We start from the raw sequence: 22,628 nt of genomic DNA on the forward strand, positions 1-22,628 counted from the left end.
ATCTATGTAATCAAAATGTTTTATTTTTATTGAAGAAACGTTTCTATAATGCGAAGTCTTGTTCTTCGTTATATGTTTGTTTATACATACAGGAATGGTGGTGAAACGTTTCAATTATTAATAGTATAAAATATATAGAAAGCGATTTCAATATCTTTCATGGATTTATCATTTTGTGCCAATTAATCACAAAAATGTGAGATCGAGAAAGTACGGGTGAGGGAATCCAAGCAAGGTCCTTATTTTAAAAAACATAGAGCTGCTGACGTCGCAACTGTCATGCCCTCCCCGTAAAACTCATATAATGAATAGCAAAAATTTTGTTATGAAAGGAGCCCTATGAACCATTCAAACCGTCCTCAAGGTAGACCGTACTTAACGACTAAGAAGTTGATGCCTGAAAACCAAGAAACACCGATTCAGTTTTTAAAAGGGAACGTCATCCATAAAAGCTTGTTTTTTAGACGGAACCACTTTGCATACCCGAGCTTTACATCCTCTTTTTACTGGCTTCCAATTAGCGGTTCTGTACAAACACCAAAAGTTTTTTCCATACAAGAAATGATGTCACTGCCTGCCAAAACGATTAAAACAGTTTCAGAATGCTCTGGTAATAAACGCGAATTTTTCGAACCAAAAGTGTTTGGGGAGCAATGGGGAAAAGGAGCAATTAGCCAAGGGGTTTGGAGAGGCGTCCCTTTACGAACACTCCTACAACATACTGGCATTGCGGACGAAGCAAAGGAAGTCGTTTTTGAAGGGTATGATTTCGGAAAACGCGAGGACTCAAATGAGCTCCACTATTTTGCAAGAAGCTTACCGCTTCAAAAGGCGCTACATCCCGATACGATTGTTGCTTACGAATATAACAATGAAGCGATCACGTTTAAACACGGTTATCCACTGCGTCTCATCGTACCTGATTGGTATGCAATGGCCTCAGTAAAGTGGATCAAGCAAATAACGGTGGTCGATCGACCTTTTAAGGGCCCCTACCAAACGGTCGATTACGTCTATTATCCTGACAAAGACAGTGACCGCGGGAAAATGCCCGTCACAACGATGAATGTCAATTCTACGATCCAGCAGCCTTTAGATATGCAATTGTTAGACGAAGGAACTCACCGCGTCCATGGAATCGCTTGGACCGGCAAAGGACATATCACAAATGTTGATGTTAGTTTTGACGACGGAAAGACTTGGAACCCTTGCGAGCTTACTCCATCGCCAGAAAAATATAGTTGGATACGCTGGCACTATGATTGGGATGTCCACGAAGAAGGAGAGTACAACATTCTCTCAAGAGCTACGGATTCTACAGGTAGGGTACAGCCGAAGGAAGCGATGTGGAATCGAAAAGGGTTTGGCTATAACGCGCAGGATGAAGTGAAAGTGAAGGTGGAGTGACGTTCTTCATGAATCCTGAGCCCGGTGGATAAACAGAACGAATCTATCGGGCGAACTTGGTCAACGATTTTTTTCACGATCGCTCGATTTTCTTCATTACATAAAAACATTGTGAACACCGGCAGAAATGGATTTCATAGAGAGCCGACGATTTTCACGAGAAGAAATTTGCAGCATTTTCCACGTTCCGCCGTCGGTAGTAGGGATATTAGTTTAACTGAGAATATGAAATGTTCATGTCATTACTGACAGGATCACCCCCACCTCGCATAGGACAATGACACCACAACATACATTGGAGAAAATACCTTATTAGTCGAAAGGAATTGGTCATAACTGTGAATAAAAGATTCTGGAGTTTTATCTTTTGTGCGATTGTCTCTATGTTGTTGATAACAGGCTGCAGTGAGGGTGCGACAATGATATTCGGTACAGGAATGAATGATGATGGTGTGACTGGTGAACAAAGTACATTTTCTCAATACGAAACCATTTATGATGAGATTTCACTAAGCTCCTCTTATGGAACAAGCACATACGAAGTCTTTTTACTAAAAGCCTCTGCTGGCGGTGGTGAACAACTGTTTGACCGTTGGAAAGAAGAAGTAGATCCTACCTGGGATCACTCATTCGGCATCTTTCATGAGCCAAACTACCACGGAATTTTAGAAACTGGTGATTATGTCGTTCGTGTTTTCGTAAATGACGAGTTGTTAACAGAAGGGACGTTTACAATCGAGTAAATGAGTGATATAGCGGTGCACTCTTGACTAACCGTGCCAAAATCAAGGAGGTGCTTTCATGAAAATGATAGATTTGCAAATGGTCGCCTTCGTCAGCACATCCTTACTCCATGATTACTGGATCTACTATGGGCTTCCAAGATTTTATTATTACGAGATGCAAGACACCAAAAAGCCTCCGACACAAAATAAGCGGCTCGTCTAAGACTATAAAAGGCACTAAAAACCCAACACCCCATGTTTTTTTGTGAATTCCCAGGTGTTTTCCAGATGTCAAACACCTGGAAATTGTGTGGAAATCGTTTGAGGATAGTTAATTTAACATAAGATATTTCAAATTTGTCTTGTCCACAAGTTACCCACAACTTTGAAACAACTTATCAACAATTTGTTAATAAGTAGCCACTATAGAGTGAAAATATTCATATCTTTATAAATTACCACAAATGTTATCAACAGATATCGAAATTAATTAACATATTGTGCACAGGATACCCACACAATCCACAATTTCTGTGTATAACTATACCTACATCATACACTCAACGGTTGTTCGACATTTTTCGGGAGGTCTCTGGTACCACTCACCCACTCTCGGTAAGCTTTTCTCTGTTCTTCCTCGGCGCCTGAGAAAAAGCCTAGGATCAAATTTTGATTGAAGTATTTTGGAGGGACACCAATGTCAGACGCATAAAAATGATAGCTACTCCACGGGTATTCTGCTGGGTACTCCACCATCTTCGCCTTCACTGGATTGAGATCAATATACCGACTCACTTCCAATATGCCTCGCTCATCATTGACAGGAGTCGAATGGAACCTACTCTCAAACACGTACCCAGAGAAACAATACTTAATATTAAAGTAATTCGCGTACCGTTTGTTAAAAAGGGCCATCACCTTGGAAACTGGCTGCTCGCTCGTCCGAATCAAAAAATGAAAGTGATTCGTCATAAAACAATAAGAAATCATTTCAAACGGTGCCTTTTCATACACATCGCTTAACATATAAAAAGCTTCAACATGATCATTTTCATCCAAAAACAAAGGATCACGCCTCACACCACGGCTAACTACATGAACAAACTGATTAGGAATCCAAATTCTACGTTTCCTACCCACGCCTATCCACCTTTCTTATTGAATTTTTAAGGTTAGTTTGGAAAAATAAAAGTGAAAAAGTAAGTCTCGAGGGTTGTTGATGAGGATAATAAAGGTAATAATGATTATAGCATATTTTTCCAATATATATATATTACCTGAATCAGTGATGAAATAATTTATTCTTTTACTCGAATTCGTTACTGGCGGACGCTTTCCCGAGGGCTTGTCTTCAGCTAACTTAGGCTCGATTACCCTTCGCCTAAGTGGATCTTCAGCTCGTTGTTCCTGCGATTACTCGTCACAGATAAACAGTACTCCTGCGGTTACTCGTCGCAGCTCGAAGCAGTTCGAAGAAGTATTGCTCGTCGCTGACCCTCTGGGAATCGCCCCCTTTCGTTACGATCACTTCAAAATAAAACGTACATTTAATGGTAAATTTATAATATCATTGGTTTCATTGCGCAAAAGCGGAATTATGAAATTGATTCAAGCACCTAAAATTATATAATTTTCTATCTTACAAAAATTAATTTTGTAAGGTTTAATTGGTAATTTTGAAAACAAATAAAATACCAATAACGTTGATATGATAGGAACCTGGGAGACTCCTGCAGGAAAAGCGAGCCTGGTGAGACCCAGCAGAACGTAACGGAGTGGAGTTCGAGGAGGCTCACGGTTCGCCCGCGGAAAGCGAGCAGGTGGAAAGCATATCAAAATCTATTATCACGGATTCAGGTATTAATAATCAGCCATGCAAAGTTTTAGTAAACTGAGGTGAATTCAAATTGGTAAATAGAGAAGAACTTCTATACATTGCCGGACAAACCATCCACACTCTAAGATCTGAACGCGGTATGTCCATCAAAGAATTAGCAAATAAATCAGAGTTAGATAAAAAACACTTAGAAGAAATAGAACAAGGAAAGAGAGAACCCAACGCCTCTGATATATACGATAAAGCCCTAGCTCTTGAGATAGAGGTACCTGAAATATATCTAATAATACAACGTAAATTGAAAGAAAACGAACAACCTGGAGGTAAAAAAATGAACGATCAAGATCTACGACGAGAGCACAGCGCTATAATCGGTAACAACATCCGTAAAAACCGAATGAAAAAAGGCCTATCAATACAACAATTAGCGGATTTATCATGTCTAATTGAGGATAAGTTGAAGAACATTGAAGAAGGCATAAGCGAACTCGAAGTTTATGATGGATCTTTAATCGCTCGTGCTCTTAACGTATCAATTGATGAAATAGTACCTGGTAGAGGTGATGAGGTGATTGAGAAAATGTACGAAGATGCCGAACGAACAAAAAAGAAATATTAGCTAAAAAAGCATCTCAAAAGAAAAATTAAATTCACAATTACTCTTTCAATCGAAAAACTCCCAACGGACGAAATGTTCCGCTGGGAGTTTTTTTACTTACCAACCAAAGTCTTCGACATATTTGGGGAGGTGACTGGCACCTTAGAAAAGCGCTATGATGGCTACCCAAATCGGTAGACTCAATAGCGTTCCCCAAAAGAGGCCTTTAAAGAAATTTCCATCGTCCATTCTTACCAACCTCCACCTTTCTTTAGGAAGTATTGGTAATAATCTCACATAATAAACGTTCCACCCACAAAAAATGAGCGAAGACGTCATCTCCTTATTATTCATTTGATCTATTAGTCGCCATTCGACAAAACCCGGGAGGTCACTGGCCCCCTAAATATAATGCAGCCAAAGGGCGATGAAGACGCCCATCGACGTGACGATACCAACAGTTGGACCTCCTTCTTTGTAGGCTTCTGGCATCATCGTCGAAGCGACCATTGCAATGATCGCACCGCCAGTAAAACTGCTGACGATCGCTATCACACTGTCCGATGCATCATCCAATAGTGTCGCACCGGCTAACGAACTAAGCGCAGAGAAAAATACAACAAGTGCCCACATAATCAATATTTTTTTCCGCGAAAAACCGCTTTTCCTTAAGCCAACTGTACTCGACAAGCCCTCAGGAATATTACTAATAAACACCGAGACAACGAGCGCTAGGCTAACAGACTGACCACCAATTAAACTCACTCCAATCATCGCTGACTCAGGCAACGTGTCCATCACCGAACCGATAAAAATTCCCATTCCTGACGTTTTCCCTCCACCTTGGCCAGACGCTGAGGAAGCGATGCCCGAATCTGAAAACAACGTTCCATCTTTTTTATAGGCACGATCTGATTGTTTCCGCTGGTGCCCACCGCCTTTATACGAAATTAAGATATCTAATATCGTAAAGATGATTGCTCCGCCTAAAAAGCCGATCGCCACCTCCATAAAGCCGCTAATTTCAAGCGACTCCTGCAAAAGCTCGTACGTCGTTGCACCAATAAGTGCACCAGTACCAAGCGCCATAATATATCCAATGATTCGCTTCGGGATCGATAATTTCAGTGCCATAATTGCCCCAAACATCGTCGCTGAAGCCGCAAACGTCCCCCAAAAAAGGGCATTCCACATGGCGGATGCCTCCTAAATGTAAGTATGACGAAATGCCGCACCTTTTCGGGTAAAACTAGAGCAATGCCCTGAAACAGTGCAGCAAAAATAAAGAAAGATGATTTTCTTTTACTTTCTGCAAATCATTGGAAATTATACTGTGAATCATACAGCCTTTCATAACAAGGTATGCAAGGTATGCTGGTCGCACGTTTTCTACATAAAGTTGAATTGTATTCAGTCCATAGTTGCCTGTATCGACTTCAAAGTTGATCGTATTTCTTTATAAGTTGATCGATTCACATCAAAGTTGCTTGTATCCACTTCAAAGTTGCTCGTATTAACTCCGAAATTACTTGTATCCCACCTAATACAAGTTGCAAAAAAAGCTGTTGAATCTCAACAGCTTATCATAAAGTATCAAGTTCTATCGACATACCTTCATCACTTTATAAACGACTTCTTCTAATAGTTCTGGCCCTCGTTCCATCGCCCCCTCTAATGAAATGAGCTCATGAATAATTGGGAATGCAACGAGGTGACTAAGTTCTTTTTCTTTTTCAACAAATCCTTTTGAGATCGAACCAGCGAACAAAATGACACGCTTATTTTTTTCCTCAGCTAAACGAACAACCCCCATTGGCCCTTTGCCAAAAAACGTTTGTTCATCTAGCTTACCTTCTCCACTTATTACGAGATCTGCCCACTCGATTTTTTCTTCCATCGAAGTAAGCTCCGCAACAAGGTCAAAACCGTTTTGCATTTCTGCGTTCAAATACGATAATAAAGCAAATCCGAATCCACCGGCAGCCCCTGCTCCTGCATGCTCGCGATAGTCTTTATGCATCGCTTGAACTGTGCAATCAGCAAATTTTTTCATTCCTCGTTCAAATAGATCAAGTTGATCAGGCTCAACACCTTTTTGTGGACCAAAAACTGCGACTGCCCCATTCGATCCAAGTAGTGGGTTCTCCACATCCGATGCGATTGTTACTTTTACCTCGCAGAGCCGTTCATCCATGCCTGAAATGTCAACTTCATGAATGCGGGATAATTCACCGTTGACTCGCTCTACAGCATTATCATTTTCATCTAAAAACTTTACACCGAGCTCTTGAAGAAAACCAGTACCGCCATCAACAGTCGCACTACCGCCAAGGCCAATAACAATCTCCTTAGCACCTTTATTTAAAGCAGACTTCACAAGATCACCTGTTCCGTGAGTAGATGCTTTAAACGGATTTAATTCGCCTTCCTCTAAAAGCGTTATCCCCGAAGCTGCAGCTGTTTCAATGATCGCTAGCTTTCTTTTTTCATTCCACGCATAATAGCATTCAATTTGCCTACCAAGAGGATCAATTGATTTTTCCACAACTTTTTCACAATCAAGTGCATGAATAAGTGCATCAACAGTGCCTTCGCCGCCATCTGCCATTGGCAATGTTTGAATATTGGCGGACACTGAACTGCGTTCAATCCCCTTATGAATCGCATTTGCAGCTTCAATACTCGACATCGAACCTTTAAATGAATCTGGCGCAATGAAAATGTTCATAACAATCTCCTTATTCTCCCTTTAGCCACATAAAGGAGTATGGGGCTAACGTAAATTGCTGGTCACCATCACAGTTGAAAGTCTCACCGCTAATTAGGTCTTTCATTCCTGTCGTGCCTTGTTTCCAGTTGTTATTAATAACTGTTACATCTTGCTGCTCTTCTGATACATTCACCATTGCAACGATTTCTTCCTGCTTATCCTTGCTCGTACGTTTTAAAGTAAAAACAGAGTCATTTAAGAACAAGACGTCTTGCTCTCCGTTCGGGTCAAACGCTTTTTCTTGTCTACGAATCTTGATTAGTTCTTTATAACGGTTGAATACTAGATTTCTTTGTGACCCATCTGTTTCTAGTTCACTTTCTAATTGTTCACGGTTTAGTTTTTCACGGTTAATTGTACGGAACCTACCTGTTTCCTCAACACCATCATGATAGTTATTAGATCCTAATAAACTATGAACATAAATGCCTGGTACACCGATTAAAGACAACAAGACACTTTGTGATGCTAGGAATCGCTTCACTTTCACTTCTTGACCTTCATCTGGATGTGATAACGCTTCAAAGTAGTTGATGTTTAACTCATATGGACTTTCCGTTCCGTCACCATTGGCTTTCATCGACACATTACCACCGTGTGAACGAACTTTTTCTGCCATATCATTTACTTGTTTTTCAGATAAAATACCTTTCGCTGGCATAACACCAATACCATCGTGTGATGCTAGAAAATTAAAGTAAGTAGTCTGGTCGGAAATTCTTTCTAAGCCAGCTGCCCACTTTGATAAATAAGATGCATCTCCTGTATGGAAAGAATGAAGCGTTAATGGTGGGAGTGGGAATTGATAAACCATTTGTGCTTCATTATAGCCATTACCGAAGTAAGAAATATTATCTTTATGCGGTACGTTTGTTTCAGTTATCATAATCGTTTCTGGCGACACTGTTTCGAAAATATCGCGGAACAGTTGAATTAACTTATGCGCTTCTTCTAAATGAATACAGCTTGTGCCAAGTTCTTTCCACATATAGCCGATCGCATCTAAGCGAAGCATTTTTGCACCTTTTTCAACATAGAACAGAAGAAGCTCAACGATTTTTAATAAAACTTCTTCATTTTCATAGTTTAAATCAATTTGATCTGCACTAAATGTTGTCCAAATGTACTTCTTTCCTTCTGCCGTATCAAATTCAGATAAAAGCGGAAGTGCGCGTGGTCTAGTCACTGTACTATAATCTGCATTCCGGTCAGCTTCAATGAAATACTTCTTATATGTTTCATCACCAGCTAAATACTTTTCAAACCAGTCGCTTTTCGCAGAAATGTGGTTAATGACCGCGTCAAACATAATTTCGAAGTCTTCAGCCATTTTTTCAACATCTTTCCATTCACCTAACTCCGGATTTACTTCAAAGTAATCGATAACAGAAAATCCGTCGTCTGAAGAGTAAGGATAAAAAGGGAGAATATGAACAGCCGAAACAACTCCATCTAAATACTCATTCATAAATTCATGCAAGCTTTGTAAATTCGGTTTATCGTTTTCTTTAATTTGATCCCCGTAAGTAATGAGCATTACATCAGACTCATCGACCCATGTCTTGCCTTCTTCATGAAAAGCAGAACCTTTAAACTGCTGTAATCTTTTTTCTAATTGAGGATAAATTTGCTTCCCTTTTTCCTCACCGTATATCGCAACTAACTTTGACTCCATTTGATCTTTCATTTCGCTCGGAATTTCCCAACGTTTTTCCATTAAGAACACCATCCTTGGTAAACATCACATTTTTTATTAAGACTTTCTTAATTTCAAGTACAACATTGCTCACCGTTGAGCATTAACTCTTTCAGACATACAGTTTTTGAAAAAAATAAAAGATAGTTGAGCGTACTTTTCATCAAGTTGCTCCGTATTTATACCGAGGTTGCTCGTATTCAACCAAAAGTTGCTCGTATTTATACCGAAGTTGCTCGTATTCACTCCAAAGTTGCTTGTAAACACCCATTAGTTGCTCGTATCGCAACTAATGGGGTATACATTCTCTCTTTATTAGAAATATGCCTTAGCCTTTAACAGCACCTTCCATAATTCCTTTAATAAACTGTCTTTGTAGCACTAAGAATAAAACAACAACAGGTAATACAGTTAATAAGTTTGCTGCAAGAATTTGTGACCATGGGATAGCAACGCTTTCAGAAGCAATGATCCCTAGTTGCAGCGGTAATGTATAGTTTGACTCTGATTGCAGAAGTACTAACGGCATTGTGAATGAATTCCAATTGTTTACGAATTCGATAATCACTAATGTAACAATCGCTGGTTTTACAAGTGGCACAATAATTTGCCAGAAGATCCGAAATTCACTACAGCCGTCTATTCGTGATGCTTCGATTAATTCGTCTGGAACATCATCCATATATTGCTTCATAAAGAAGACCCCGAAAACTGTGACCCCAAAGGGAATGATTAATGAGAGCAGCGAGTCATACATCCCAAACTTTGTGATGATAAAGTATAAAGGTAGCAAAAGCGCTGTTGGAGGTACAGTCATTGTTGCAACTAATACAACAAGAATCATATTTTTACCAATAATTTTCTTTTTTGACAAAGCGTACCCTGCCATCGTCGAGAAAATAACGATTAAAATCGTCACCGATACACTAACAATAATCGAGTTCATGAATGTTTGTGTAAAGTTTAAACGACCCCATATTTCAACAAAGTTACTCCAATAAAATTCCTCAGGCCAAAATGTTGGTGGAAAACGAGTAATCTCTGAATCACTTTTCAAACTGGATACGAATAGCCAATATAGTGGTAGCAGAAAGATTATACATAACGTCCAAAGCATGGCTTGTAACCCAAGGTTTTTTTTCTTATCCATCATTAACTACCTCCTACCCTAAACGTTTATCTACTGCGCGTTTTTGTAAAATAGTGATTACAACAACGATTACAAATAAGACATATGACATCGCTGAGGCTGTACCAAATCGGAAGTATTGGAACCCTTCGTTATAAATTAAAAACGGTACGGTTGTTGTTGAATCTGCAGGTCCACCGCCAGTCATAACGTAAACTTCTTGGAAAACGTTAAGTGTGTCAATCATAAGCAGTACACTAACGACAAGCGTGATGCGTCCAAGCATTGGCCACGTTACATACCAGAAACGTTGAAAAGCGTTCGCTCCATCAATTTTTGCCGCTTCATATAAAGTGTGCGGAATGTTTTGTAACCCTGCTAAATAGATGAGCATAAAATACCCGATTTTTTTCCACGCAGTCATAATCGCAATAACAGGCATCGCAAGTAGCGAGTCTGCAAGCCAGTTCGGTCCTGCAATATTAAACTGCATTAATATAGCGTTTATCATCCCTCGATCGCCATTAAACAAGAACATAAAGATTAAACTGGCACTAACAACAGAAATAATATAAGGGATAAATAATACAGTACGGAAGAAGTTAACTCCCTTCATTTGCTGATTTAAAAGAACAGCAAGCAAAGCTGATGCAACTAATGTAATAGGAATATAAATAATTCCAAAATATAGCGTATTACCTAGTGATTTTAAAAACAGCGGGTTTTGAAAAACTTCAATATATTGCTGGAGCCAGACGAACTGACCCGGCATTTCAAATAACCCTGTTCCCCTCATTTCTAGGGGACGAATATCACGAAAACTGACTAGAAAAGCCCAGATGATCGGATAGACTAAAAATAGCAGCAAAGTGATTGCGGCTGGCAAAAGAAAGGCGATACCTGTCCAGTCATTTTGTTTGAACTTTTGGACAAGTTTACTCATAATAAATCCCCCTTATAGAAAATAGCAGCCTTCATTTCCTTATGATCAGACATTTAATTGAAAAACAGCGGCCATCCTATCATTTAGATGATGAAAAGTATAAAGAAGTCACCTGCCCCCACCAATGAGAGACAGGTGACATTCAATTAATTTAATATGCGGTTTCCTTGTTCCTCTAACTCTTCTAATACTTCTTCAGCTGATTTTGTTCCATTTACTAGCTGGTTTAGTAAGCTTTGATAGATTTCTTGTTCTACTTGTAACCAAGGTTCAACTGGAGTTGAGATACTTGGGTACTCAAGTCCTTCGATAAATACTAAAAACTCAGGGTTCTCTTGGAAGTATTCCATATCAGCTAAGTCTTTTCTCATTGGAACACGGAATGGGTAGTACTCACCATCTTCACCTTTTTCACCTAACATAACCATCTCTTGTGCTTCTTTAGAACCTAAGAATTTAATTAGCTCTTTTGCAGCTACTTCTTTTTCAGGCTCAAGCTCTGTCGGGATTGACAGCATGTATGGACCTAATTCAGAAGCAGATCCAGCAGGACCTTCTGGCATCATTGCAGTACCTACTTCAAACGGATTTCCGTTTTGCCAAATATCTGTTACCCCCCAAGGACCTTGGAATTCCATTGCCACAATCTCGTTACGGAAGTCTCCCATTACTTCTCCACCATCTTTATTTACAGTATCTGGAGGTGCAACTTCGTCAACTAACTTCTTATAAAACTCTAGCGCTTCTTTTCCTTCAGGTGAATTTAATGCAACTGTGTGGTTGCCATCTTCATCTGTCTCAACTAAGTCCGCGCCAGCTTGGTTAACGAACATATTAACCATCCAAGTAATATCATGAGATTGACGTCCAACTAATCCTAAACCGTATTGATCAATGTTGCCGTCACCATTTGTGTCTAAAGTAAGAGCTTTTGCTGTTTCATATAGCTCATCCCAGTTCGTTGGAGCACTTTCAATTCCAGCTTCTTCGAACATATCTTTGTTATAAATAAGTTGAATTGTATGGCCTAACCACGGGAAGCCGTAAAGTGTGTCACCTACAGAACCTAACTCCCAAAGCTGCTCGTAATAGTTTTCTTGCTCGTCAGCCATGTCTTCTGTTAAGTCAACAAATGCACCTTCTGCACCTAAGCTACGTACTTCACGATAAGCAAGTTGTAAAACTTCTGGAGCATCCCCGCTTAAGATTTGTGTAAGTAAACGTTCGTTATCTTGCGTACTTCCAACAAGGTCAACAGAAATATTTTCATTTTGTGCTTCAAACTCATCAACAATTCGTTGAATCGCTTGGCCACGACCTGAATCGGTTGCCCAAGCAATTTGCATGCGGATTTCAACATCTTCAATTTCCTCTGCAGTAGCTTCATTATTGTCGTTGTTATTACCACCACATGCTGCTAACATTAGAACCGATGCCATCCCTAAGGAAGCTAACCATTTTGATCTCTTCATTTTTCTCACTCCTTGTTAATTGGTAAAACATATAATATTTGCCAACGATGGCAAAAAGTTAATTAAGTGAAGACCTTCTTAAACTGAAGATCTTTCCACAATTTCAGGGGCGATTATCACCCGTTTTGCACTTTTACTACCATTCAATTGATCTAGTAATATTTGAAATGCTGTTGTGCCGAAGTCCTTTTTTGGTTGATCAATCGTTGTAATTGGTGGGCACATATATTCACCCAATTTAATGTTATCTATCCCTAGAACAGCAACATCGTCAGGAATTTTCAAGCCTGCTTCAAATACAGCTCTGTAAATGCCCATCGCTCGTTCATCACCTGAGATAAAAATACAGCGGTGATCAGAGTTTTCGAGAATTTGCTTCATCGCTTCATAAGCGCTCTCCATACTAGAAATCCCTGTATTGTATTCGCTTATGATATCGTTTTCATTACAGTACTTTAAAAACCCAGCTATTCTCTCTTTATTAACAACGAAGTCCTTGTTACCCAGCAACATACTAATCTTCTTATATCCTTTTGAGTGAAGATAGCTTGCGCCAAGGTATCCGGCATATTCGTTGTCAAGGTCGACATAAGAGCTGTCATACCTTTCATTATCTTTACCGATAATGACAAAGGGAGTTTTGTTGTTGGCAAGATATTTAACCCGCTCATCTCCAGGCTTACTATCAAAGATAATTGCCCCATCACAAAGGCCATTTTTCAATAAGTAAAAACCATCGTTTTCATCTTCTTCAAAACTCGTTGCTGATGAAGAAGATATGAGCATCCTGTACCCGTGTTTTCTTGCAGACAAGTGAATCTCTTGGAGGATCTCGTTATGGAAGGAGCCCCAATATAAACCTTCATGCCTGTCTATGAAAACGACAATTTGCTTTGTTTTCTTTTCTTTGAGCATTCTTGCAGCCATGTTTACTTCAAAGCCTAGCTCATCAATGACTTGCTTCACTCTTTCACGAGTCTCTTTTTTTACATTCTCATCATTGTTTATGACTCTTGAGACTGTTCGTTCAGATGTTGAAGCCGCTTTTGCTACGTCTTTAATTGTTACTCTTTTCATTATCATCAACTCTGCTTCTTTGTTTGCCATCGATAGCAAAACTTTATTTAATTAGATGATAACGCTTTCAACACCCGTAGTCAATGTTTTTTTGTTAAACCTACTAAATTTTCTACACAGTCTTTCAAAGCCGCATACGAGAAATGTTTTTTACCAATTTCAAAGTTCTTTTGAACGGCATTTTCTCTATACTCTGGGTCGATCAATGTTTTCAAAACTTCACTAGCTGCTTCTTGTACTTTTTCCTCAGAAACGGTAACAATTTCAGTCTCTTCACCCTCGTGCGTATCACCTAAAGACGCAAATTGGAACCCTTTATCTTTCAAGTCAGTCACATACACAGGATATTCGTAAATAACCATCGGCTTTTTCGCATAAATCCCTTCTAAAAGTTGGTTTCCCCATCCTTCTAGAATGCTTGGGTAAGTGATGAAGTCCGCATGAACATACGCATCCCATAAAGAATATTTCTTATCGCCATCAACTGTTGTACGAGCCGACTCAATTTTATCATTTACGAAACGCATATCGACACCAGCGTTTTTCGCCTTTTCAATGAGCTGTTTGATGTACTCGTCACTTGCCTCAGGCAAACCTGCCATTACATAAACAATCTTGCTGTCTTCATTAAACGACCTTCCGTCATATAAACCGAACTTTTTTAGTTGCTTCAAGTTTTCCTCATTTTGCAACTCACTAACAACGTCAACCCCAAGCTCAATTGCCTTTCTTTCAGCAATTCTTGTTGCTTGTAAAACGTACACATCATTCTCACCTATACCAATACTTTCTTTGAAGTCACGGTTATACTCATCTTCGCCCCATGGGTCTTCTGTAAAATCAAAGACGTTTGGAACGACATTTGAAGGAATATTTTTGCGTTCTCTCAGCTCACCTTGAGCGATTCGGTTAATGACTGCGTGTGTCACTTGTGGTAAGTCGGGAGGGAAGTACTCTTCTAGTAAGTCATTAACAAATTCACACGTCGGATTCGAATAGCGCTCCCTTTCCCAGTGAAAATCATGGTGGTGCGCAACCACTTTTACACCTGTCTTTTTAACGGCATTTGTAAAAGCAATGCCAGCTGGCAAGCCCCATCCTAAAGACCAAATATTATTCGGGATAAGCATGTCAACGCTTTCTTTTTCGATCATATAAACGAGCTTATCCTCGATAATCTTCGCATAATTTAAAATATCTTCTTTTAATCCGTCGGCCGTGTCATAGTCTTCTAGACGATCGTAACAGTTTTTCACGAACTTATTGTTAACTGGATTTTGGTAATGAAGTTCCTCAATCACATATGCCTCTGACTCACCACTACTTCCAGCTATAAAGAAAGCTTCATGTCCTAACTGCTCAAGGACTAACTTCCATTTTTCCATTTCAAGAGAAACACCATCCGTCTCCCCTACACGAAAATGCGCTAATGCCACCTTCATTCTATCACCTCAGCTTAAATGTGTTAAACTTTTGCCATCGATGGCAATTATACTATGGAAAGCGCTTTCTGTATATAAAAACTTTTATGGCAAACTAGTGAATTCACATTTGAAACATTTCATAAATCATGGAAAACTAAGACCACACTAGCATTTCATAAGTGATAAAAGAATCGTTTCCGAGGCGAATTCTTCTAGTTGCTTGTATTCCCACTAACAGTTGAGCGAACTTCACTTAAGCTTACACGAATCCAAAAAAGTTAAACCCCACTTCTTCATTTAGCTTCGCAACATAACATAATCCTCCATAAGGACGAATAGTATGTAATACAACCCTCCCTTAACAGGGAAGGAGGGAAATCGTATGTACAGGAGATCTTCTTTTAAGTTGTTATTTGTAATCGGTACTGCGATGGTTATTGCGATCATCGTTATGCTTGTACTCTTTTTTTCACCATCACACCAAGCAAAAAATGCAGTGGATAAATTCTACAGTCTAGAGCAAGAGTGGGACTTTTCATCGTCATGGAATATGCTCCATCCACAAATGAAGGAACGTTTTACAAGAGGACACTATATTCAAGACCGCTCCCACGTTTTCATGAATCACTTTGGCGTTGATACATTCTCATATTCGTTAAGCCGAGCGAAAAAAATCAATAATTGGCGAAAAATGGAGGAATCAGAGCCTCTTACGGTGTATAAAGTGACGGTCACGAAAAAATATAAAGGAAAATATGGCAATTTCCGTATGATCCAAGATGTATTTGCTGCAAAAGAAGATAACAAATGGAAAATCCTTTGGGACTATAAGGGGCAATAGAAAAGGAAGTCACTTTATCATTGTGACTTCTTTTTGTACGTTAATCTTTATATTCTGTCTAAGTTAAATAGCTGAACCAAAAGTGTTAGTATAATGATTTTCTAACCCCTTATTATTATTCTCCTCTAGTGAAACAAAAACGGAAGGTACGACATACCTTCCGTTTAAATCTATGCTGCTTGTTTTCTTTTATAGATAAATATTGCTGCTCCTGCTGCTAACATAATGACCACTGCAAAAATGTACAAAAAGCCATTTGACGTATTATATTCCTCATTCGCTGATAACGCTCCTTCAGATTCCGGTTCTTGGGTGGTTTCACCTGAAGGTGTACTATCAGTTTTATCACTTTCTGACGTGGAATCATCGTTTTTTTCATCATAGTCAGCATCTTCAGCTGAGGTTTCTCCATCAGTGTTCACTTCGTCGCTTGAGACACGTTCATCATTCACTGATAAGAATTCTCCCTCTACATCACGCTCCTCTTCATCTTCTATTTGCCCGTCTGAGGAGTCACTTTCAGAAATCCCGCTTTCAGGTGAAGAAGCTGATTCGTCCTCACTTTTTTCAGGCTCTTGTGATTCAGAATCTTTATTCTCTTTTTCCTCTTCTTCTGAAGTTGCTGACTCAAATACACCAAAAGTACTGAAGTGATGTACCTGTGCTGTAACAACGCCATCCTGATACGTACCGCCTTGATCTTCCCAGTCATCTGTTTCTTCATTGTAATACCAGACACTTAAATGACCACTGCTTGTTATTTCATCAATATTAACAGGGAAGGTAAGAGTTACTGGCTCATCTCCAAAATCACTGACATCTTTTCCGGACTTTTGTATATTAAAAGAATAAATGTCACCAACTGCCTTAAATGAAGGACGCTCTGCAGCTTCTCTTTTTTCCATACGGAAACTTGTCTCACCTTCATCTGTATTCAGATGATTCAGGGGAATGTCCATACCTACACTGCCTTTATTTACTTCAACTGTAGGAACATTGCGTTCTCTTAAACTATCAATTTGTTTATTAGAGAACTTAACTTCCACTCTTTCTGACGTTGCCTCAGACTCGGATACATCTACTGAAAAAGACGTCCCTTCTACAGCACTCGCCACATCATCGTCACTAATCTCAGCAATACGGTCTTCGCTTACGACAGGCTTAATGACTACTGGTTCACTTTCCTTTGGTTCTTCCTCTTCTTTTGGCTCTTCTTCTTTCGGTTCTTCCTCTTCTTTTGGCTCTTCTTCCTTTGGACTACTTAAAGTAGATACACGACGAGAATATTCACTTTCGCCATACGTTGAAGAGTACATTTTTACAACAACGTCATAATCCGTTGAAGGTTTAAGATCATTAATTGTATACTCAAAATTTCCGAAGTCGTTTTTTAATACTTTTTTCTCTTGATCCCCTACTCTAATAACCAATTTTTCCATATTTTCTGCTTCTTGTTCATTAATCATGATCGTTACACTTTCAGAGGTGACTTCTTGAATATAAATGTAATCTTCGTACTTTATGAAAAATAAGCTTTCACTTAATTGAGCTAGCAAATTTGATGTTGATTCATCAGATAAATCAAGGTCGTTATGAAAAATTGAAAGGACAGCTAGATCTGATAACTCAGCTAAATGTTCAATATTCGATATAGAATTATTTTCAACCCTTAATTGAAAAAGGGTGTTAGGTAACAAATTAATATCTTCAATATAGTTGCCATCCAATACTACCGAACTTAAACGACTTAATTCATTCAAGGCATCTACGTTAACTATTCGATTTTCACTTAATGAAAGTGATTCTAATTGATCCAAACCTTGAACAAAAGAAATGTCCTGAAGGTTGTTTTCACTTAAGTCTAAGTGCTGTAAGTTTGAAACACCTGATAAGTCTTCTATTTGCGAAACCATATTATCTTCAAGGGTTAAATAGTATAGGTTATCTAAACCATTAATTGGACTAACTTCTTTAATTTCGTTAGATTCTAAGTATAATTGCTGAAGACCATTTAAATTTGAAAGTGCAGAAATGTCTTTAATAAAATTTGAACCCAATGTCAGCACTTCCAATTCTACTAAATCTTTTAAGGGTTCAATATTTGTAATTTCATTTCTAGGTAATTGTAACCTTTCCAGTTTATGTAAGTCCCTTAGTGGTGTTAAGTCTTGAATAGATCCACCTGGAGAAGAAAGTAACGTTAAATTTTCTAACGGTTCAACTAAAGAAAGATCATCAAATGATTCTCCGGCATAGAAACGTAAAGTTTGAAGACTCGTTAACTCAGAAATAACTTCTTTATTGCTAACATTAGGTGCATCTATAGACAAATACGTTAAGTTCGAGAAATCCGATAGTATTTTTAGGTCCAAGCTCTCCTCATTATATAAAGTTAGCCCTTCAAGTTCAGTTGCATATTCTAAACCAGTTAGATCGTAGTTGCTTCCGTAAAAATGGAAACTTGTCAGCTGCTCTAAGTGCTGTTTCGTTATTGTTGCACCAATTTCCATACTTAATTGTTCGTAAATCGCAGCTCTAAGTTCTTCATTAGGAATTGTTACAATATCCTCTTCATCATATTCTTCAGCATCTGTCGGCTGTTGCGAATCAGTATTTTCTTCAGGAAGGTCCATATAACTAGTATCGATTTCAAAAAACACTTCTGTCTGGGCTAACTTTTCACTCCAAAGAACAACGTCATACGTCCATCCGCTTTCAAAATGATCAGTAGATAGATGATATGTATAGTCCCAATGATCTTCAGATAAATGATTTACATAAATCTCATCATCGAGTGATTCCCCCATTAAGCTTAAGTGAAAATCGTTACGGTTAATTTCTTTATGAAAGTGCACATTCCACGTAAGGACAACTTCTTCACCTTGATAAGAAATAGACCTATCGTATATTTCTGCCTGATCCTCAGTACTTTGCTCACTTTCTGATTCATCATTATCTCCAAATAAATACGGAATACCTTCCTCACTTAAAAAAAAGTCAATTTGTCCGCCTTCTAGATATTCACTTTCCACAATCATTTCATAATTCTTTATGTCTTGAAAGTGCTCGCTTCTCAGTTGATATGTATATTGCCAATACTCATCATCAGGATTCTTTTCAATACTTAACTCAGATTCAGTATCCTCCATCAATTCCTCATTAATAGTGATCGTAAAATCTGCAGCATCAATCTTATTTCCTTTTAAGAACCAGACTAAAAAAACAGCTTCATTAACAACTTCTATATCTTGCGCCGACAATATAGCTTGCTCACTGTCATCCCCACCTTCCGCAGCATTTACCTGTTCTTCTAATACAGGTAATGCAAAAGGAAATAGTAGTAATAATGATAAAAATACATTTACAAATCTCTTTTTTAACATCGTATCATCCTTTATGAAATTATCGTACATTAAGACTTTAGTAGTCTATCATAGGATATAATTATATATAAACTTCTGTAATCAAAAGGTATCAGTAACATATTTGTAATATAGCCCCTCAACGTTCAAATCTCACAAAATCAAAGAATTGCTAACGATAACAAATAGTCTATCTCTCCCACGTCACAATTAAATCAATTTAACACCCTTTCTCATTGACGAGCAACTTAGTAGACTTTTAAACTAAACTAGCTATGTTCCTTCTGTATGCTCTTATGAGAGGACTTTTATAAGGTATAAAGCTTAAGGGAATAAGTATGGATTGTTTTTTTTACTATAAAACCCCCAAGTGTCATTGACACTCGGGGGTTACTATTGTTGCTAAATTTTAATTAAAAAATTCAATGAGACCTTTATAGATACCTTCTGCTGATTTTTCCTTAAATTCAAAGGTACGAATTCGGTCAGCTTCAGCTCTATTTGTAATAAAACCAACCTCAGCCAAGATACTAGGCATTATGGTATGACTAATTACACCGAACCCACCGTGTTTAACACGACGGTCTCTTGTTTGTAGTTGATCGATTAAATGCCGTTGTACATACGCAGCTAGTTGCTGGCTTGCCGCACCATGATGATTGTCATTCCAGAACGTTTCTGTACCATGAGCAGATTCATAAATTGATGCATTCGCGTGAACACTTACAAAAGCATGTGCAGTCGAACTGTTTGCAAGGTTAACCCTCTGCGTAATTGTTGGATATACATCTGTTTCGCGTATCATCACAACGTTAGCACCTGCCATTTGCAGTTTCCTTTGTAAAACTAAGGATATATCAAGAACGACATCACTTTCTCTTAAGTTGTTTGCGACAGCTCCTGGGTCTGTTCCACCATGTCCAGGGTCAACGACTATTGTTTTTCCTAAAAGTGGTGCAAGATCTGTTGTAGATTTCACTTGCAAGTAACTTAGTGAGGCATAAGCTACGCCATCTTTATAATCAAGCTTTGCCCAATTATTTACTGTATCTAGAACTCGAACTTTAGTATGATTTGTCAACTTCTCAAGAACACCATAACTAGCCCCTGGACCTGTACGAATGTTTAAACCATCTGGTGCGTTCACGACCTCGGCTGTAGCTATCGTATTCGGATTCGGTTGAAACCTAGGAGGTGTATACTCTCTTCGTAATTCCGGATAAATCGTTCTTGCTAATAAAACAGCGAAATCTCTTCTCGTAATGTTTTCATCAGGGCGAAACGTACCATCAGTAAAACCTACTGTCACTCCACTGCTTGATAATTCACCGATAACATCATAAGCAAAGTGACTTTTAGGTACATCTCTAAACGATACGCGACTTTGAATCGATTCCATATCATAAGCCCTAGTAAGGAATGCCGCAGCTTGAGCTCTTGTTAGTCCAGCCTCAGGCTCAAACAATTCCGCTGAAACTCCAACAGCAAGGCCTGTCTCATAGGCCGAAGCGATCACCCCGGATGCATAATGAGAATCAGGCACATCTATAAACGGTGTCGTTCTCTGCTCTTCATTCAGGTCTAACGTACGAGCAATCATCGCAATTGCTTCTGCACGAGTAACCGAACGATTAGGGTGAAACTTCCCATCTGGAAAACCACTTACAAACTCATCATCTGTTAATCTATTAATCTCATCTAAATTTACATCAGAAAAATTATTAGCTGCTGCACTTGGCACAATTAATATCGTAGATACAACAAAAAACAGGAAAAATACAACAATCCTACTATGATTTTTTTTAACCAACACCGTGTTCTCCTCACTTTCTAGCATACTCTGATACAATTCTATCATTAAACACTAGAAAGCCCGCTGGCCACTTTTTGGTAATTACGTCTTAAAAATGCTAAAAAAATCCTCTTCACATGCAATTTACATTTATCGATAAAAACTGTTCATACTATAAGTAAGAAATTTTTGTGTACAAATACAATTTGGGAGGAACAACTTACTGACAGAGGGGAGTAAAGTAAAGATGGCTTTACTAAAAACGAGCTTTTCTATATTTACTACTGCTTTCATTATATTTTCGACATTTATCGTTTTTTTTACTTTTGACAGTACAGCTAACTCTGTACACGCAACCACAAAGTCAGACGGGGATAGAACGATATACGGATATGTAAAAGATGGACGAACGCTCATTCCAGTTCAAGCTATCTCCGAGCATTTAGAAGCTAATTTCGAATATAATCGCGTTGATGGCATAGTCGATATTACCTTAGAAAAACAAGAAGTAAACTTTTACGTTAATAAACCGTACTATACAACAGATCTCGAGATTCATGAAATGCTGACAGAGCCGGTACTAATTCATGAACAGCTATACATTCCGGCAAGGTATTTATTCGACTCCTTAAATATTCCTTTTCATAATGATAGTAAAAACAATAAAATTCATGTCACCAACAAACAAACTGAATTGACAATCCACGTTAAGCCTATGACTAGCGCATATCATTATCAGCCTGAACATATATACTGTTTGATGTACCATGACATCGCCCCCAAAAAAAATATAAGTACAGAATATACACAAGTTAGTCCCGAACGTTTTACTGAACAAATCGAGGCTCTCATAGATGCAGGATTTGAGACAATCTCCGATGAAGACATTGTAAAATATCGAGAGGATTCTAGTTATAAATTACCACAAAAACCCCTATTAATTACATTCGATGACGGTTACCGAAGTAATTATGAATACGCTTATCCAATATTAAAGGAACTAGGGTACAGAGCAACAATCTATCCAAATGTTGAAAGGAATGATTCAGAAAATGAAAGATACTTAACGTGGGATCAAATGAGAGAAATGACCTCCTCTGGAGTCATTAATATTCAAACACACTCTTACGATCACCACCACTTCATTGAAGGGTACGATGGAATAGAACGTGCAATCTATATTAACCGGAAACACAATGAATCAATTGACGATTATTTAACAAGGATCCAATTCGACCTTATACTAGCTAAAGAACGAATCGAGGAAGAGTTAGGACCGACTGTTCATTCGCTCGCCTTCCCTTACGGGTATTATAATGAAAAATTAATTGAAGTAGCTAAAAATGTTGGCTACGATACATTTTTTACGATCCACTACAATGTCAATACACGGGAAGGATTGAATGATCAACTTGTACATCGCATCAACGTCCCAGAGTACTTCACAGGCAAAACTTTAATTGAAAAATTATTGAATACTGAACCTAGGTAAGTTATAGAGGCCACTGAAAACATTTAATAAAAGAAAAGAATGTCCTTCAAAAATCAGGAGACT

At 38.5% G+C, this 22,628-nt stretch carries 16 protein-coding genes; 5 read left to right on the forward strand and 11 right to left on the reverse strand.

Going from position 1 to position 22,628, the window contains the following annotated elements; all coding sequences use genetic code 11:
* Positions 1–339: 339 nt before the first annotated feature.
* Together LGQ02_RS18915 and LGQ02_RS18920 are read left to right on the forward strand one after the other, a co-directional pair.
* On the forward strand, positions 340–1,407 hold the full coding sequence (locus LGQ02_RS18915) for a sulfite oxidase (RefSeq protein ID WP_226515834.1): 1,068 nt from the start codon (positions 340–342) through the stop codon (positions 1,405–1,407).
* Positions 1,408–1,826: 419 nt separating this feature from the next.
* Entirely contained in the window at positions 1,827–2,150 is a 324-nt protein-coding gene (locus LGQ02_RS18920; protein WP_226515835.1) for a hypothetical protein, read from the forward strand.
* Between the two features lie 534 nt (positions 2,151–2,684).
* On the opposite strand, the gene LGQ02_RS18925 is transcribed toward LGQ02_RS18920, so the two are convergent.
* Entirely contained in the window at positions 2,685–3,272 is a 588-nt protein-coding gene (locus tag LGQ02_RS18925; RefSeq protein WP_226515836.1) for a transposase, read from the reverse strand.
* Between the two features lie 767 nt (positions 3,273–4,039).
* Here LGQ02_RS18925 and LGQ02_RS18930 point away from each other — a divergent pair.
* On the forward strand, positions 4,040–4,588 hold the full coding sequence (locus LGQ02_RS18930; protein ID WP_226515837.1) for a helix-turn-helix domain-containing protein: 549 nt from the start codon (positions 4,040–4,042) through the stop codon (positions 4,586–4,588).
* Positions 4,589–4,969: 381 nt separating this feature from the next.
* On the opposite strand, the gene LGQ02_RS18935 is transcribed toward LGQ02_RS18930, so the two are convergent.
* From LGQ02_RS18935 to LGQ02_RS18970, 8 genes are all read right to left on the reverse strand, one after another.
* The gene (locus tag LGQ02_RS18935) at positions 4,970–5,761 is read right to left on the reverse strand and encodes a ZIP family metal transporter (RefSeq protein ID WP_226515838.1); all 792 of its coding nucleotides are present in this window, start codon (positions 5,759–5,761) and stop codon (positions 4,970–4,972) included.
* A gap of 406 nt (positions 5,762–6,167) precedes the next feature.
* A complete protein-coding gene (locus tag LGQ02_RS18940; protein WP_226515839.1) occupies positions 6,168–7,295 on the reverse strand; it encodes a glycerate kinase in 1,128 nt (375 codons plus the stop codon).
* Positions 7,296–7,305: 10 nt separating this feature from the next.
* Positions 7,306–9,054, reverse strand: coding sequence for an alpha-amylase family glycosyl hydrolase (locus LGQ02_RS18945; RefSeq protein ID WP_226515840.1), 1,749 nt, complete (start codon positions 9,052–9,054; stop codon positions 7,306–7,308).
* Positions 9,055–9,361: 307 nt separating this feature from the next.
* Positions 9,362–10,186 (reverse strand): carbohydrate ABC transporter permease, encoded by an 825-nt coding sequence (locus LGQ02_RS18950; RefSeq protein ID WP_226515841.1) that lies wholly within the window; start codon positions 10,184–10,186, stop codon positions 9,362–9,364.
* Positions 10,187–10,196: 10 nt separating this feature from the next.
* Positions 10,197–11,105 carry a carbohydrate ABC transporter permease gene (locus LGQ02_RS18955; RefSeq protein WP_226515842.1) on the reverse strand — a complete coding sequence of 303 codons (909 nt, stop codon included), beginning with the start codon at positions 11,103–11,105 and terminating at the stop codon, positions 10,197–10,199.
* A 146-nt stretch (positions 11,106–11,251) separates the two neighbouring features.
* A complete protein-coding gene (locus tag LGQ02_RS18960) occupies positions 11,252–12,577 on the reverse strand; it encodes an ABC transporter substrate-binding protein (protein WP_226515843.1) in 1,326 nt (441 codons plus the stop codon).
* A 78-nt stretch (positions 12,578–12,655) separates the two neighbouring features.
* Entirely contained in the window at positions 12,656–13,684 is a 1,029-nt protein-coding gene (locus tag LGQ02_RS18965; RefSeq protein ID WP_226515844.1) for a LacI family DNA-binding transcriptional regulator, read from the reverse strand.
* Between the two features lie 50 nt (positions 13,685–13,734).
* Positions 13,735–15,096 carry a glycosyltransferase family 4 protein gene (locus LGQ02_RS18970; protein ID WP_226515845.1) on the reverse strand — a complete coding sequence of 454 codons (1,362 nt, stop codon included), beginning with the start codon at positions 15,094–15,096 and terminating at the stop codon, positions 13,735–13,737.
* A 364-nt stretch (positions 15,097–15,460) separates the two neighbouring features.
* Between LGQ02_RS18970 and LGQ02_RS18975 the strand changes: the two genes are divergently transcribed.
* Positions 15,461–15,919, forward strand: coding sequence for a hypothetical protein (locus LGQ02_RS18975; RefSeq protein WP_226515846.1), 459 nt, complete (start codon positions 15,461–15,463; stop codon positions 15,917–15,919).
* A gap of 170 nt (positions 15,920–16,089) precedes the next feature.
* Here the strand turns inward: LGQ02_RS18975 and LGQ02_RS18980 are convergent, their stop codons facing one another.
* Positions 16,090–19,302 carry a leucine-rich repeat domain-containing protein gene (locus tag LGQ02_RS18980; RefSeq protein ID WP_226515847.1) on the reverse strand — a complete coding sequence of 1,071 codons (3,213 nt, stop codon included), beginning with the start codon at positions 19,300–19,302 and terminating at the stop codon, positions 16,090–16,092.
* Between the two features lie 388 nt (positions 19,303–19,690).
* Positions 19,691–21,091, reverse strand: coding sequence for an N-acetylmuramoyl-L-alanine amidase (locus LGQ02_RS18985; RefSeq protein ID WP_226515848.1), 1,401 nt, complete (start codon positions 21,089–21,091; stop codon positions 19,691–19,693).
* Between the two features lie 229 nt (positions 21,092–21,320).
* On the opposite strand from LGQ02_RS18985, the gene LGQ02_RS18990 reads away from it, so the two are divergent.
* Positions 21,321–22,565, forward strand: a complete 1,245-nt coding sequence (locus tag LGQ02_RS18990; protein ID WP_226515849.1) for a polysaccharide deacetylase family protein — start codon at positions 21,321–21,323, stop codon at positions 22,563–22,565.
* Positions 22,566–22,628 lie beyond the last annotated feature (63 nt).

Source organism: Bacillus shivajii, assembly GCF_020519665.1.
Classification (GTDB): domain Bacteria; phylum Bacillota; class Bacilli; order Bacillales; family Salisediminibacteriaceae; genus Bacillus_CA; species Bacillus_CA shivajii.

What these genes read in the sequence shown, in the direction of transcription:
- LGQ02_RS18915 (WP_226515834.1), top strand. Translation starts at nt 340, where the DNA reads ATGAACCATTCAAACCGTCCTCAAGGTAGACCGTACTTAACGACTAAG.
- LGQ02_RS18920 (WP_226515835.1), top strand. Translation starts at nt 1,827, where the DNA reads ATGATATTCGGTACAGGAATGAATGATGATGGTGTGACTGGTGAACAA.
- LGQ02_RS18935 (WP_226515838.1), bottom strand. Translation starts at nt 5,761, where the DNA reads ATGTGGAATGCCCTTTTTTGGGGGACGTTTGCGGCTTCAGCGACGATG.
- LGQ02_RS18940 (WP_226515839.1), bottom strand. Translation starts at nt 7,295, where the DNA reads ATGAACATTTTCATTGCGCCAGATTCATTTAAAGGTTCGATGTCGAGT.
- LGQ02_RS18945 (WP_226515840.1), bottom strand. Translation starts at nt 9,054, where the DNA reads ATGGAAAAACGTTGGGAAATTCCGAGCGAAATGAAAGATCAAATGGAG.
- LGQ02_RS18950 (WP_226515841.1), bottom strand. Translation starts at nt 10,186, where the DNA reads ATGATGGATAAGAAAAAAAACCTTGGGTTACAAGCCATGCTTTGGACG.
- LGQ02_RS18955 (WP_226515842.1), bottom strand. Translation starts at nt 11,105, where the DNA reads ATGAGTAAACTTGTCCAAAAGTTCAAACAAAATGACTGGACAGGTATC.
- LGQ02_RS18960 (WP_226515843.1), bottom strand. Translation starts at nt 12,577, where the DNA reads ATGAAGAGATCAAAATGGTTAGCTTCCTTAGGGATGGCATCGGTTCTA.
- LGQ02_RS18965 (WP_226515844.1), bottom strand. Translation starts at nt 13,684, where the DNA reads ATGGCAAACAAAGAAGCAGAGTTGATGATAATGAAAAGAGTAACAATT.
- LGQ02_RS18970 (WP_226515845.1), bottom strand. Translation starts at nt 15,096, where the DNA reads ATGAAGGTGGCATTAGCGCATTTTCGTGTAGGGGAGACGGATGGTGTT.
- LGQ02_RS18975 (WP_226515846.1), top strand. Translation starts at nt 15,461, where the DNA reads ATGTACAGGAGATCTTCTTTTAAGTTGTTATTTGTAATCGGTACTGCG.
- LGQ02_RS18980 (WP_226515847.1), bottom strand. Translation starts at nt 19,302, where the DNA reads ATGTTAAAAAAGAGATTTGTAAATGTATTTTTATCATTATTACTACTA.
- LGQ02_RS18990 (WP_226515849.1), top strand. Translation starts at nt 21,321, where the DNA reads ATGGCTTTACTAAAAACGAGCTTTTCTATATTTACTACTGCTTTCATT.